Below are 14,946 nucleotides of genomic sequence, written 5' to 3' on the forward strand. Positions count from 1 at the left end.
AAGGCTCGGCACAAAGGCAGACCAGCAGACCTCTCCTGTTTTCCTTTCCCTCGCATCCATGCCTCCTCCCAATGGAAAAAGGAAAATCCCTCCACCAGTTGACGCCGCCGGACGGGAATCGTAAAGTAGCTTGAAATTTTTTGCACAAAGGATTTTCCATGCCTACGCCTCAAGAAGAATTCCAGAATGCCGTCCTGCGCATCCTGGAAACCGTGATGTTCGAGAACTGGATCCGTTTCTATTTCCTCACTGAAAAGCTGGATGCGCCGGTGGAAGAAGGCGCGGAAAAGCCCCTGTTCGTGGCCATCCCCGAGCAGGGCATGCAGCGCATCAAGGAGCTGTACCCCGATCTGCTGCCCCTGGCCGAGAGCCTGAACGGCAAGGAGATCAGCTTTGCCCTGTCGCAGCAGGCCGTCTGTTCCTTCGTCATGGAACACCTGGACGGCAAGGTCATGCCCCAGCGCATGGCCGAGACCGTGTTCGACAGCACCACCTTCCAGACCCGCATGCAGCTGTTCAACGCCTGGGTGCAGATGCACGAGAACCAGCTGGACCAGAACTTCATGGAGTTCGGCAGCTGGCGCGAACTTTTCGCCCAGTGGTGTTCCACGGACCAGGTGAAGGAACTGGCCACCCGCATGGCCGCGCCGCGCGCCGAAGGTAACGGCACCACCCACTAGTCATGGCAGATCCTGTGGCCGCCTCCGGGGCGGCAAGCCCATTCCGCGCCGGGACGGTCCTGCGACCGCCCCGGCCTTCGCTTCTGGACGCCGTGGCGCACAGCGCCGTGCTCCGGGCCCTGGCGGCCTGGCGCGACAACGGCGGCGGGCAGCCCCCCCTGCTGCTGGACGGTACGGCCGGCAACGGCCACGACTGCCTCTTCCTGGCCCGTCAGGCCCCGGCGGGCAGCCTGCTGCTGGCCCTGGACATCCAGGAGGCCGCCCTGCAGGCCAGCCGGGCACGACTGGAGCAGGCAGGCATGGCGGCGCGCTGCTGTGCCTCGGCAGCGGCGGCCTGCGCCCTGTCCCCCCTCCCTTCCGGGACGACGGACATTCGTCTCGTCCTCCATTCCCACGCGGCCCTGCCGGAGCTGCTGGACGCCCTGTCCGAAGCGGACAGGCAACGCCCCCTGCTGGCGGGCATCTTCAATTTCGGCTACCTGCCGGGCACGGACAAACGCTGCACCACTACGGCGGCGGGCAGTCTGGCGGCCGTGGATGCCCTGCTGGAGCGGCTGGCCCCGCAGGGCTGCCTGAGCCTGCACTGCTATACCGGCCATGAAGGCGGCGCCGCCGAAGAAGCCGCCCTTGCCCAAAGACTGGCCCGTCTGGAGCCGCGGCGCTGGCGTGTGCTGCACTGCCGGGACGCCAACCGGGAGACCCACGGCGAAAGTATTTTGCTGGCCGAACGCCTGCCGGTGCGGCAGCGCTGATCCGCAGACAGGAAGAGCCCCGGAAGGGGCTTTTTTTACAGGATTTTCCTGTCAGAAAAAGTTTGAAAAAATATTTCATGAACTATTTCATAGCATAAAAATAGTTATTAAATTCAATAAATTAAAAGAAATTTTCTTTACCGAAAAAAAGCGAAAATAGCCCCCTTTTTATCTCTAACCTATTGCATTTTCATCATTGCCAGCATAATCTTAGCGCTAAGGATGTATTTGTGTCGCCTGTCCTCGGGCAGGGGCCGGACGGACCGACGGCACGCTTTTCTAGTAGAAGGGAGAGAAAGATGGCTTGGACTCAGGTTTACGAACCTCTGGGAGGCATCGGCCTGTCGGCACTGGCGGCATCCGTACCGCTGATCATTCTGTTCTACATGCTGGCTTTCCGGCAGGCGAAAGGTCATATCGCCGCCGTGGCCGGTCTGGTGGGCGCCCTGCTGGTGGCCATCCTGGTCTGGAAAATGCCGGTAGGCCTGGCAGTCAACTCCGTGGCCCTGGGGGCCTGCTTCGGCCTGTTCCCCATCGTCTGGATCGTCATCACGGCCGTGTGGGTCTACAACATGACCGTGGAATCCGGTGAGTTCGAGATCATCAAAGACTCCCTGGCCCGCCTGACGGACGACCGTCGTCTGCAGGCCCTGTTCATCGCCTTCGCCTTCTCCTGCTTCATCGAAGGTACCGCCGGTTTCGGCACCCCCGTGGCCATCGCCGCCGCCATGCTGGTGGGCCTGGGCTTCACCCCGCTGTGGGGCGCCGGTATCGCCCTGATCGCCAACACCGCCCCCGTGGCCTTCGGCGCCATCGGTGTGCCGCTGATCGTGGCCGCCCAGGTGTCCGGCCTTGACCAGATGACCGTCTCCGCCATTGCCGGTCGTCAGCTGCCCCTGCTGTCCCTGATCGTGCCCCTGTGGGTCTGCGTGGTCATGTGCGGCTTCAAGCGTTCCATGGAAGTGCTGCCCGCCATCATCGTGGCCGGTGTGGCCTTTGGCGGCGCCCAGTTCCTGCTGGCCAACTTCCACGGCCCGACCCTGCCCGACATCGGTTCCGCCATCGCCACCATCGTGGCCCTGATGCTGCTGCTCAAGGTCTGGCAGCCCAAGAGCATCTTCCGCTTCGAAGGCGAAGCTCCCTCCAACCTGGAAGGCCAGGGCTATCCTCTGGCCGTCGTGCTGCGCGCCTGGGCCCCGTACCTGGTGCTGGCCGTGTTCGTGTTCTTCTGGGGCCTGGGCTCCTTCAAGGCCATCCTCAACGGCCTGCCCGGCACCGTGTTCAACATCTCCTGGCCCGGCCTGGATGGCGAAGTCATGAAGACCGCCCCCATCGTGCAGGCTGACGCCGTGTACGGCGCCAAGTTCACCTTCAACTGGCTGTCCGCTGGCGGTACCGCCATCCTGCTGTCCGGTCTGGTGTCCGTGCCCTTCATGCCCAAGTACGGTTACGGCAAGGCCATCGCCTGCTTCATGCGTACCCTGAAGCAGCTGACCTTCCCCATCCTGACCATCGCCATGATCCTGGGCCTGGCTTACCTGATGAACTACTCCGGCATGAGCTCCACCCTGGGTCTGGCCTTCACCCACACCGGCTGGCTGTTCCCCTTCTTCTCTCCCCTGCTGGGCTGGCTGGGCGTGTTCCTGACCGGTTCCGACACGTCCTCCTGCGCCCTGTTCGGCGGCATGCAGAAGGACACCGCCCTGGCCGTGGGCATGCGCCCCGAACTGGCCGTGGCCTCCAACGCCTCCGGTGGCGTGACCGCCAAGATGATCTCGCCCCAGTCCCTGTCCGTGGCTACCGCCGCCACCAACAATGCCGGTCAGGAAGGCAAGCTCTTCCGCTTCACCATCGGTCACAGCATCGGCATGACCCTGGTGCTCTGCGTGCTGGCCTACCTGCAGGCTGGTCCCCTTTCCTGGATGCTGCCCTAACGGGTATGGCCCAGGCCTGAGGGCCTGACAGACCAACGTCGGCAAGGGCCCCGGTCTTCCGGGGCCCTTTTCCTGTGTCTGGCGGCCTTCTGCCGCGATGGGCTCCCCGCTGCCGTCCGGCGGCTATGGCAGCTCTGCCCGGACAGGGCCCAGACCGCTTCCACAAGCGTCTTTCCCGCCCGCACGCCTCTCCCGACACACGGCCGGTCCAGGGACAAAATCCCTGAACCGGCAAGGCGGTGCTGCCGCGCCCGAAGCCAGCTTTTTTGACCGCTCCCGCTTTTTTCTTGCAGCGGCCCCGCTCCCCATAGTATGGGAGGCAGGACGGCGTGCCCCCAGGACCCGACCTGCCCGGAATGGGCAAAAAAACGCCCGGAAAGCACCGCAGCCGGCGGCCGTACCGGACCGCCGCAGCCCTGACCGGCCCCCCCTGGAAAGGGAAGTGTGCAATATTTTTGTCCCCCCGTATGGCTCCGGCAGGGCTTATGTAAAAAAAATTAAACGGCCTTTTCGCTCATAGCGAACAATAAAAACAACAAAAACAGTAAGATAGAAAAACATTCCTCGCTGGATATTTTGGCACGCCTTATGCAGTAAGCTAAGTACCTTCCTTTCTTACTGACAGTTCAACCTAAACGGCCTGCCCCCCCAGCAGGCCGTTTTTCTGTCTGGAGACACGAGCATGTCCAGCCCCGTCACCGTCTGTCATCAGGAATTCGACGAAAGCCATTTCCTGGCCTCGGAATACGAACCGGCCCGGCCGGAACAGGCCGCCTTCCACATCATCCCCGTCCCGCTGGAGCAAAGCGTCTCCTACGGGGGCGGCACCGCCCACGGCCCGGCCGCCATCCTTTCCGCCTCGCAGCAGCTGGAGGCCTGGGACGGCATCAGCGCTCCGGGAGAAGCGGGCCTGTACACCGCCCCTGCCGTGGACTGTGATGCCCCCATCGAGACCGTGCTGGACCGCATCGAAGCCGTCACGGCCCACGCCCTGCGCTGCAAGGCCCTGCCCGTCATCCTGGGCGGCGAGCATACCGTGAGCCTGGGCGCCCTGCGTGCCCTGGCCGCCGAGGCCGCGCGTACGGGCGAGCCCTTTGGCGTGGTGCAGTTCGATGCCCATGCGGACCTGCGTTCCCAGTATGAAGGCTCCATCTATTCCCACGCCAGCGTCATGCACCGGGCCGTGGCCGACCTTGGCCTGCCGCTGGCCCAGTTCGCCATGCGCGACTTCTGCCGCGAAGAAGTGGAGGTGCGCCGCCAGTACAATGTCTTGCACTATGACGCCGACATCCTCTTCCGCCAGGGCCTGCCGGAACAGCCCCTGCCCGCGGACTTTCCCCGCCGCCTCTACATCACCTTCGACGTGGACGGTCTGGACGCCTCGCTGATGCCCGCCACGGGCACGCCTTCGCCCGGCGGTCTGTTCTGGCATCAGGCCCTGCTGCTCATCGAGCGCTGCCTGCAGGGCCGCAGCATGGTCGGCATGGACGTGGTGGAGCTGGCTCCCCTGCCGGGCCTGCATCATGCGGACTTCACCGCCGCCAAGCTCACCCACGCCCTCATGGGCTTTGCCCAGCGCGCCGGTCTGCCCCGCAAGGCATAACGGCCGGGGCATCCTGCCGGCGATATCCGTCGGGCCCGTATCGCCAACGGCGCTGAGTTTCAGGGCCCATCCTCGTTGCCGGTGATCCCGTGAGGCGTCTTTCTCGCTAACGGGCACGGCCTGCGGCCGCCATTCGGTCGCATCTCTGCTGTCGATGCCCGTAGCTTCCTGCGTCGCAACGGGCACGGCCTGCGGCCGCCATCCGGTCGCATCTCTGCTGTCGATGCGAGAGGGCTTTCCCCTCAAACTCCCCTTCACCAGCCTGCTTTTCCTGCCTGTGTCCCAAAACGGGGCACAGGCTTTTTTTTTGCTTCGACCATCCTCGCACAGAGGAGCGATCTCAGAAAGCCCGTCCGCTGCGGCCCTGTTCCGATACGGCAGGCTGTCGTGCCTGCGGCACGCTCTGCGTGCATGGATACGCCGCCTTCCCGTGGTCCGACCGGCCACAGCCATTGCATCCTCCACAGGCCCCGGCTACCATGCTTTCCCGACTCCCGGCCCGCCCGCGGCAACGCACGACGACAGCCCCGCTGCCCGAAGACGGGACCGCCATACGCAACCGGATAAACGTATTGGGAGGGGGGAGCTGACCGGATGGTGGCCACAAGACCGTGGCCGTCAGGAACGGCGATGCTCCGGGAAAAGGAACGAAATGCTTCAAAAAACTCCTTCTCCCCCCTGCCTCCCGCAAGGAAGCGCCATGAATTTTTTTGAAAGTCCCTTCAAGGGCGTCCCTCTGGACCAGCAGATCCGCAACCCCAACATCCGTGCGGGCCGCTACAGCTATTACTCCGGCTATTACCACGGCCACAGCTTCGACGACTGTGCCCGCTATCTGAGCCCGGAACGCGATGACGTGGACAAGCTCATCATCGGTTCCTTCTGCTCCATCGGCAGCGGCGCCAGCTTCATCATGGCGGGCAATCAGGGCCATCGCATGGACTGGATCGCCACCTTCCCCTTTTTCTATATGCCGGAAGAGGCGGGCTTCCAGGGGGCCGTGGACGGCTTCGTCCGCGCCGGGGACACCGTGGTGGGCAACGACGTCTGGATCGGTACGGAAGCCATGATCATGCCCGGCGTACGCATCGGAGACGGCGCTGTCATCGCCGCACGCGCCGTAGTGACCGCGGACGTGGAGCCCTATGCCGTGGTGGCCGGCATGCCCGCCCGTCAGCTGCGCCGACGCTTCAGCCCGGAACGGATAGCCATGCTGCTGGAGATGCGCTGGTGGGACTGGCCGCTGGAGCGTATCAACGCGGCCATGCCCCTGCTCTGCTCCGGCCAGGTGGAACGGCTCCACGAGTTCTGGCGCAGCGGCCGGAATGCCGTGCAGGACTAAGGCTGCCGCCTGCCGCTCTTGCAGGATGCCTGCCCGGACAAACAGGCCTCTCCCTGTCCGGGCAGACGCCGCTGGCCCTGGCTTCCGGCCGGAGAGCGCATATGCGACGGCAAGCTCCCTGCAGCCCTGCGCCGTGACGACTTTTTTGTGACGTCATCGCTATCCCGGCTTTTTTGCTGGACTTCTATTCCTATCTGTGCCATAGGAAACGGGCCGTCGAGCTGACGGCCATGTCACGCAAGGAGTTCCCATGTCATCTGACAGTCCCATCCCTCCCAGTATCCAGGTATCTGTCCCGTCACGCTGATCGCCTGCCTTGCGTCCACCTTCCCGCAGGCGGCACCAGCCCTGCGAGGAGGTCTCCATGTCCCGTTCCCGTCTTTTTCCGCCGTCTGTCTCCCAGTACGGCCCCGTCCGTGACCGGATCATCTTCCGGACACGTCGTCATGTCCTGCATCCTTCCCGCTCGTCCATTCCCGTCATGGGCCGGACGTCCGTGATGCGCTCTGCCTGCTGACAGGCCGTCACGTCCCCTTTGCCGTATCCTGCCGGGCCCTGCCCTGCGGGATGGCCTTCCGTCATCGTTCATCTTTGCCTGCGGCGTCAGGCCTGCAGCTAACCAGCCTGCGGCACGGCCCGCACACGTCCCGTACCGGTACGCAACGGCACGACCTGCCGTCATGCCGCGCGTCTGCCCTGACGTCCGCAGGAAGGCTTTCATCAAGAACACCCCCAACCAAAGGAGCCGACGTATGGACAGTCACCCTGCCCCCCCTCCCGTCGTCCGTGGTCGCGCCTGCCTTCGCACGCGCCTGCCCCCAGCATTCCAACCTTGGGGAGGTCTGTCATGATCCTCAAAAAACCACAGCAGGCCCGCCGGGTCGCCTCTGGCGTCACCGTCCATGACCTGAACCTGATCCCTTCCGTCCCCCGGACGCATAACGGTTTTCTCCTCTTCCGTGCCCGGCCGCATGACCCCGGATCGCAGGCGGCCTTCGGGCGGCCCCTGCCGTCCTCCTGCTGCCGTCCCCATCCCGCACGCTGAAGAAAAAAAAGGAGAAAGACCATGATCCGTGAAGATCTGCTGCGCACCGTGCGCGACCTGTCCGCCCGCCACGACACCAAAGCCTTTGCCGAACTGGTGGAGAGCGTCCACCCCTCCGACATGGCCGAGGCCCTGGAGACCCTGAAGAGCCGTGACGTGGCCCGCCTGCTGCCCTGCCTGAAGGCCGGGGCGCTGGCCGAAGTATTCGTGTATTTTTCCGAAGAGCGCCAGAGCCGCCTGTTGCAGGAACTGCCCCGCGAGACCGTGGTGGCCCTGTTCGAAGGCATGGCCGCCGACGAACGCGTGGACCTGTTCCACGATCTGGACGAAGCCGCCCGCCAGCGCCTGCTGCCCGCCCTGGCCCACGGCGAACGTGAAGACATCCTGCGTCTGGCCGCCTATGCCGAAGGCAGCGTGGGTTCGGTGACCACCTCGGATTATGTGGCCGTGCTGCCGGACATGAGCGTGGCCCAGGCCCTGGCCCATGTGCGGGCCACCGCCGCCGACAAGGAGACCATCTACGTCATCTATGTGCAGGACAAGGAAGGGCATCTGTGCGGCACCCTTTCCCTGCGCGAGCTACTGCTGGCCGATGACTCCCTGACCATCAGGAACATCATGCGCCGCGATCCCGTGTTCGCGCGGGCCCAGTGGCCCCGGAGCAAGGCCTCCGAGCTCATCGGCCGCTATGACCTGCTGGCCCTGCCCGTCATCAACGGCGGGGAAAAGATGGTCGGCATCGTCACCGTGGACGACGCCATGGACATCGAAAAGCAGGAAGACGCCACCCAGCTGGCCCGCTTTGGCGGTACGGTGACCACCGACGGCACCGACCTGGACATTCTGGAATCCCCCTTCCGCAAGATGTTCAGCGTGCGCGTGTTCTGGCTGGTGCTGCTGACCCTGTTCGGCGTCGTCACCAGCACTTTCGTGGCCGCGCAGGAAGAGATCCTGTCGCAGGTCATCGTGCTGGCGGCCTTCATCGCGCCCATCGTGGACATGGGCGGCAATGCGGGCAGCCAGTCGGCCACCCTCGTCATCCGGGCCATGGCGCTGGGCGACGTGAGCCTGCGCTGGCAGGACGTCTGGCGCGTCGTCCGGCGCGAACTGCCGTAGCCGCCGCCCTGGGCCTGGTGGTGGCCGCCATGGAGACCGTGCTGGCCTGGTTCTCCAAGGGCATCGACCTGGACGTGCTGCTGGTGGTGGGCCTGAGCATGCTGGTCTGCACCGTGCTGGGCGGCATCATCGGGGTGCTCCTGCCCTTCGTGGCCCGGCGCATCGGCACGGACCCCGCCACCCTGTCCTCGCCCCTCATCACCTCCATCATGGATCTGGTGGGCGTGTTCATCTACTTTGCCTTCGCCTACGCCTTCCTGGGCGATCTGCTGCAGCAGGCGGGCTAAGAAGGATCCGGTGACGCCCAACGGGGGAAGGCCTCGGCTGTGCCCTGGTGAGGTCCCCCGGCGTTGGCGCAGATGCCGCAAAAGTCCCCGTATCCCTCCAGATACCCTTGCGGACTGCCCGGCGACGGCCCTGAGGCAAGGGCCCTCCCTGGCTCCCCCGGCGAGTTGTACCCGGCCATGCATGGCCGTCACCAGGGCCACAAAAAAAGCCCCCTCATGGAGGGGGCTTTTTTACGGCTCGTCATCAGGAGGCCCCGGGGCCTCCCGCAAAAACTAGTCCTGACGGAACAGGGGCGTGGACATGTAACGTTCGCCGGTATCGCAGGCGAAGGTCACGATGTTCTTGCCCTGCATCTCGGGACGGGCGGCCACGCTGAGGGCGGCCAGAACGTTGGCGCCGGTGGAGATGCCCGCGCACACGCCCTGCAGGCGCATCAGGCGGCGTGCCGTGGCCATGGCCTCCGCCGTGGGCACCTGGATGATCTCGTCCAGCAGGCTGCGGTCCAGGATGGAGGGCACAAAATTGGCCCCGATGCCCTGGATGCCGTGCTGTCCGGCCTGTCCGCCGGAAAGGATGGGGGATTCCGCCGGTTCCACGGCCATGACCTTGAAGCCGGGGATGTTCTCCTTGAGGAAGCGGCCCGTGCCCGTGATGGACGAACCGGAACCCACACCGGCCACCAGCACGTCCATATGGCCCACGCTGTCGGCAAGGATCTCGGGGCCGGTGGTGAGGTAATGGGCCTCCACGGCCAGCGGGTTGGAGAACTGCCCGAACAGCAGGCCGTTGCGCTCTTCCGCCAGTTTTTCCGCGACCTTGATGGCCCCCTTCATGCCTTCGGCGGCCGGGGTCAGCACCAGTTCCGCGCCCAGGGCATGCAGCAGGTTGCGGCGCTCCACGCTCATGGAATCGGGCATGGTCAGCACGCAGTGCAGGCCCCGCACGGCAGCCACCAGGGCGATGCCGATGCCCAGGTTGCCGCTGGTGGCCTCAACGATGGTGCCGCCGGCTTCGATGTCGCCCCACTCCATGGTCTTGTCGATCACATGGAAGGCCACGCGATCCTTGATGGATCCCCCGGGATTGCGGTTTTCGAGCTTGAGCCAGACCGTACCGGGCAGATCTGCGCCGAGAGCGTTCAGACGCAGCAAAGGTGTTCTGCCGATGCTTTGCAGAATATTGGTGAGCATGCTGTATCCTTGCTAAAAGTCAGGGAATAAAAAGAAGAACATCAATATATGCCAGCCGGGCATGTTTTGCAAATCGGCGCCGGGCCTGACAAGGGACGCAGCTTGACAGCTTTCATGATGCCCCGTATCGTTTTTATAACAGGTACCGTCCATCCCTAGCTCCAAAGGAGGATGCATCATGAAGCTGTTCCGTATGTTCCTTGTATCGCTGGCCCTGAGCCTGATCTTTGCCGGTGCGGCCCTGGCCAAGGCTGATGTGACCGAACTGTATGCCGAGGCCCTCATGACCGGTGATGTGGAGTCCCTGGACAAGCTCCTGGCCCCCAATTACTGGCATGTCAGCGCCAACGGGCATATCCAGGACAAGGAACACTTCCTGGCGAGCCTCAAGGAAAGGAAGCTGGTCATCGACCGTATCCGCCTCAGCAACATGCGCAGCACCGTCATGGGTGACGTGACCCTGGTCACGGCCAACGGCGAGCTCAAGGGCTCGGCCACGCCCCCCCTGCCCCAAGGCCTGATGCGCTATACCATGGTCCTGAACAAGGTCGGCAAGGAGACCAAGATCGTCCTCTTCCAGGCCACGCCCGTGGTCCCCTCGCAGGATTGCCGTGACGGCAACTGCGCCATCCGCTGATCCCCTCCCGGATTCGACATTTCAAGGCTGCCCGCGGGCAGCCTTTTTTTTGTCCTTTTGCCCGACCAATTTTTTGAAAAATTTCATAAAAAGTGCCCTCGCAACGGTTGACACTATATTGATACTATGAATAGTATCAATATACCAATTGAGAACAACTCTCTTCCACATCAGCAAGGGGGAAGACCATGGCGACAGATCTGGTAACGGCCCCGGTGCGCTCAGCGGAGATCTTCGTTTTCAGGGCGCCCATCGAAAAAGCTGTTCGTACCTCGTTCGGCATCATGCATGACAGGCCTGCGGTCCTGCTGCGTCTGGAAGATGAAGACGGCATGCATGGCTGGGGCGAAGCCTGGTGCAACTTTCCCTCCTGTGGTGCCGAACACAGGGCACGCCTGTTGGAGACGGCCATCCTCCCCAAGGTCATCGGCAAGCCCTGGAGCAGTCCGGCCGCCCTGTCCGCGGGGATCGCCGGACAGCTGGAAGTCCTGCGCCTGCAGGCCGATGAGCCCGGCCCCATGTCCCAGGCACTGGCAGCCCTGGACATAGCCTTGTGGGATCTGGCGGCCCGCCGCGCGGACCTGCCCCTGCACCGTTTTCTGGGCGGCTCTGGTGACGGCTCCATGCCTGTTTACGCCAGCGGCATCAATCACCCCGACATCGCCGGGACCATCCGGCGCACCCGTGCCGAAGGCTACCGCTGCTTCAAGATCAAGATAGGCTTTTCCGAGGAAAGCGATGCCGCCAACCTGGAAGAAGCCTTCGCCGCCTTGCTGCCGGGCGAAGAACTGGCTGTGGACGTCAACCAGGCCTGGACACGACGGCAGGCACTGGCGGGCTTTGAAAAGCTGCGCCACTGGCCGCTGCTCTGGATCGAAGAACCCCTGCGTTGCGACAGCCCTGTCGAGGACTGGGCGGCGCTGGCCGCCGCAGCGCCCCATCCGCTGGCCGCGGGCGAGAACATCCGCAGCCATACCGGATTTTCCTCCGCCATCATCCGGCGCCACCTCGGCGTCATCCAGCCTGACATCTGCAAGTGGGGCGGTCTGAGCAACTGCCTGCCGGTGGCCCGGGCCGTCCTCAAGGCGGGCCTGCGCTACTGCCCCCACTACCTTGGCGGCGGCATCGGCCTGCTGGCCTCCGCCCATCTGCTGGCTGCCGTGGGCGGGGACGGCCTGCTGGAAGTGGACTGCAACCCCAACCCCCTGCGCGAATTGCTGGCCCGTCCCTTCCCGGCCGTCCGGGAAGGCCGCATCACCCTCTCCGATGCGGCCGGGCTCGGCGTGGAACCCGATCTGGATGCTGTGGAAAACCTTGTGACTTACCGGGCCGAATGCCGCTGAATGCCTGCACGTCCCGTCATCTACAGGAGGCGATCATGAAGCGTTTTCTTACCTGCCTTTGTCTCATCGTCACGTCCCTGGCCCTCTGTTCCGGTCTGGCCGGAGCCGCTGAAAAAGTCAGGATCAACCTGTTGAGCACGCCTTTCGGTACCGGGAGCTATGTGCTGGGCACGGCGCTGGAAAACATCGTCAACAAGGGTGACTACCCCATCCTCATCTCGCATGCGGAAACGCCCGGCCAGGCATTCAACGTCAACAAGCTCAATGCCGATCCGGCCGCCCGCAAGAACACCGTGGGCACGGCCTCCAAGGGCATCAACTGGCTGGCCGCCCAGGGCAAGAAGCCCTTCCCGGCCAAGCGTACCCCGCTGCTGCTCATCGGCAGCTACACCTATACGGCTACCTGGCTCGTCACTGCGGACGAATCCATCAAGTCCATCAGCGACCTGCGCGGCAAGCGCATCGCCATGGGCCGCATCCCCCAGGCCATCTGGGGCTACGAGCCTGATGCCTTGCTGCGTTGCGGTTATTCCGACGATTTCTACAAGAGCCTGTCCATCCAGTATGTAGGTACGGGCGAAGCCGCCACCGCCCTGGTCAACGGCCAGGTGGACGCCGCCACCATCGGCGGCTACATGGATCCGATCAGCGGCAAGTTCTCTCCTGCGCCCCAGACCGTGGAAGTGGTCGCCTCCGGGCGTGACCTGCATCACCTCGACTGGACGGAAGATGCCGTCAAGAAGACCGCTGCCAAGGACATCCAGCTGATCCCCTTCAGCGTGCCCGCCAATTCCGTGGAAGGACAGACCTCCCCCATCTTCATCGGGGCCGATACCCACGGTCTGTTCGCCCATCCCGACTTCCCCGAAGAATACGCCTACATCCTGGCCAAGGCCATGATCGAGAACATCGATGCCTTTGCGCAGTACCACGCCCTGGGCGCCCTGATGAGCCGTGAAGGCCTCATCAAGGGCTGGAGCCCCGAACAGATCCACCCCGGAGCCCTGCGTGCCTACAAGGAAGCAGGCCTGCTGTAACCGACACTCCCCTGAGCCGGGCCGCTCCGGCGGCCCGGCGACACATCCCGGAGACGATGGAGACGATTATGAGAGCGGGAGAACTTGCATCCAGCATGATTTTTCGTGGCGGCGCTCTGGCTATGGTGCTTTACCACGCCATTGCCTCCCAGTACCTGTATTTATCGCAGTGGGAACACCAGACCATCCACTTTTCCTTCCTGTTCCTGCTGATCTTCATGAGCTACGCACGCAAGACGTCCAACAAGGCCGTCAAGTTCCTGCTGTATGCCTGCATGCTCGTGACGCTCATCTGCTGTGCCTATGTCTATCTGAACACGGAAGAACTGGAGATGTCCCAGGGCTTCCCCACCCAGGCAGCCGTCATCGTCGGCATCTGCCTCATGCTGGGCACGGCCCTGTGCACCTGGCTGAGCTGGGGCCTGCCGCTGCTCATCGTGGCCGTGGTCTTCGTGGCCTACTTCTTCCTTGGACACATGCTCAGCGGCCCGCTCCATCATCCTGTTTTTTCCTTTGATTATGTGGTCTCCATGCTCAGTGTGGGCCTGTCCGGGCTGTACGGCCTGTTCATGTCCATCAGCGCCGACCAGGTCTTCCTGTTCGTGGTCTTCGGCTCGCTGCTGGGCATCTTCAAGGTGGAAGGCCTGCTCATGGAAGCCGGCAAGATCCTGGGCCGCCGCCTGCGTGGCGGGGCCGGGCTCACGGCCGTGTTCTCCAACTCCCTCATCGGCATGGTCTCCGGTGCTCCTGTGGCCAATGTGGCCATCACGGGCCCCTTCGTGCTGCCCTACATGAACCGCTCCGGCTACAACGTGGATGAAGCCGGCGGCATCCTGGCCTGCTCGGCCACGGGCAGCCAGCTCATGCCCCCCGTCATGGGTGCGGCCGCCTTCATGATGGCGACCTTCATCGGCCAGCCCTATGCGGTGGTCATGCTGGCGGCCATCCTGCCCGCCGTGCTCTTCTACTTTGCCGTGGCCATGGGCGTGCAGTTCCTCTCCGTGCGCAAGGATCTGAAGACCGTCCAGCTGGATGTGGACTGGGGCCTGATCCGCCGCCGCGTGTTCATCTTCATCATCCCCATCGGCCTGATCTTCGCCATGCTCCTGCTGCGCTACAGCCCGGCCAATACCGCCTTCTGGGCCAGCATCGTGACCCTGGTGGTGGGTTTTGCCATCAAGGACACCCGCCCCACCTGGAAGGAACTCATCCAGTCGCTGGTCAGCGGCGCCGTCACAGGGGCCAAGATCGGCATCTCCCTGGCGCTCATCGGCATGGTGGCCCAGACGCTCATCTCCACCGGCCTCGGCAGCAAGCTGGCCAGCCTCATCCACATGCTGGCGGGCGGCCATCTGTTCATCGCCCTGGTGGTGACCATGATCGTCTCGCTCATCCTGGGCTGTGCCGTGCCTCCGGCGGCCGCCTATGCGCTGTGCGCCATCATCATCATTCCTACGCTGACCCCCATGGGCGTGGCTTTGCTGCCGGCACATATGTTCTGTTTCTATTTCTCCATCATCGCAGCGGTCACGCCCCCGGTGGGTCTTGCTTCCCTGGCGGCCACGGGCATTTCCGGCGGCAATTACGCCATCACCAGCGTCCACGGTTTCCGCCTGTCGCTGAGCGGCTTCATCCTGCCCTTCCTGATCGTGTACAATCCCCTGTTCTCCCTTGACTTCAGCAACATGGCCTGGTCCGTCTGCTCCCTGCTGTGCATCCTGGCAGGCCTGATGAGCCTGGACGCCCTGCTCTACGGCGCCATGGTACGGATCTTCAGGCCTGTGGACTATCTCGTCTCCCTGCTGGTCTGTACGGGCTCCTTCTGGCTGACGGTCTACGGCGACATCCTGGCCGCCCCGCTGCTGCTGGGCCTGACGGGAGCCATGCTTGCCCTGCTGGCGGGCCACATCATCTGGCAGCGCCGGACGGCATAGCTCTTTTTTCTCCTCCTTCCCAAACAGAAGAGCCCCGTACTCTGT

10 protein-coding genes and 1 pseudogene are annotated in these 14,946 nt (G+C 63.8%); 10 read left to right on the forward strand and 1 reads right to left on the reverse strand.

Going from position 1 to position 14,946, the window contains the following annotated elements; genetic code table 11:
- Positions 1-158: 158 nt before the first annotated feature.
- From Q4I12_RS03460 to mgtE, 6 genes and pseudogenes are all read left to right on the forward strand, one after another.
- The gene (locus Q4I12_RS03460) at positions 159-680 is read left to right on the forward strand and encodes a hypothetical protein (RefSeq protein ID WP_168934705.1); all 522 of its coding nucleotides are present in this window, start codon (positions 159-161) and stop codon (positions 678-680) included.
- 2 nt (positions 681-682) lie between these two features.
- Positions 683-1,432, forward strand: coding sequence for an MnmM family RNA methyltransferase (locus Q4I12_RS03465; protein WP_204625988.1), 750 nt, complete (start codon positions 683-685; stop codon positions 1,430-1,432).
- A 299-nt stretch (positions 1,433-1,731) separates the two neighbouring features.
- Entirely contained in the window at positions 1,732-3,366 is a 1,635-nt protein-coding gene (locus Q4I12_RS03470; RefSeq protein ID WP_006008626.1) for an L-lactate permease, read from the forward strand.
- Positions 3,367-4,048: 682 nt separating this feature from the next.
- Positions 4,049-4,969 (forward strand): agmatinase, encoded by a 921-nt coding sequence (speB, locus tag Q4I12_RS03475; protein WP_297159975.1) that lies wholly within the window; start codon positions 4,049-4,051, stop codon positions 4,967-4,969.
- Positions 4,970-5,669: 700 nt separating this feature from the next.
- The gene (gene catB, locus Q4I12_RS03480; protein WP_302260577.1) at positions 5,670-6,311 is read left to right on the forward strand and encodes a type B chloramphenicol O-acetyltransferase; all 642 of its coding nucleotides are present in this window, start codon (positions 5,670-5,672) and stop codon (positions 6,309-6,311) included.
- 1,066 nt (positions 6,312-7,377) lie between these two features.
- Positions 7,378-8,759, forward strand: a pseudogene (gene mgtE, locus Q4I12_RS03485) (magnesium transporter).
- Positions 8,760-9,032: 273 nt separating this feature from the next.
- Here the strand turns inward: mgtE and cysK are convergent.
- A complete protein-coding gene (gene cysK, locus Q4I12_RS03495; protein WP_302260578.1) occupies positions 9,033-9,950 on the reverse strand; it encodes a cysteine synthase A in 918 nt (305 codons plus the stop codon).
- A gap of 178 nt (positions 9,951-10,128) precedes the next feature.
- Between cysK and Q4I12_RS03500 the strand changes: the two genes are divergently transcribed.
- The 4 genes from Q4I12_RS03500 to Q4I12_RS03515 all read left to right on the forward strand — a co-directional run bounded on the left by Q4I12_RS03500 (position 10,129) and on the right by Q4I12_RS03515 (position 14,901).
- Complete coding sequence (locus tag Q4I12_RS03500) at positions 10,129-10,587, forward strand: nuclear transport factor 2 family protein (RefSeq protein WP_168934710.1); 459 nt, start codon at positions 10,129-10,131, stop codon at positions 10,585-10,587.
- 188 nt (positions 10,588-10,775) lie between these two features.
- Positions 10,776-11,930, forward strand: coding sequence for a mandelate racemase/muconate lactonizing enzyme family protein (locus Q4I12_RS03505; RefSeq protein WP_302260579.1), 1,155 nt, complete (start codon positions 10,776-10,778; stop codon positions 11,928-11,930).
- Positions 11,931-11,965: 35 nt separating this feature from the next.
- A complete protein-coding gene (locus Q4I12_RS03510; RefSeq protein ID WP_302260580.1) occupies positions 11,966-12,967 on the forward strand; it encodes a TAXI family TRAP transporter solute-binding subunit in 1,002 nt (333 codons plus the stop codon).
- Between the two features lie 95 nt (positions 12,968-13,062).
- A complete protein-coding gene (locus Q4I12_RS03515) occupies positions 13,063-14,901 on the forward strand; it encodes a TRAP transporter permease (RefSeq protein WP_302260581.1) in 1,839 nt (612 codons plus the stop codon).
- Positions 14,902-14,946: the final 45 nt, after the last annotated feature.

The organism is Desulfovibrio piger (assembly GCF_951793255.1).
Taxonomy (GTDB): domain Bacteria; phylum Desulfobacterota; class Desulfovibrionia; order Desulfovibrionales; family Desulfovibrionaceae; genus Desulfovibrio.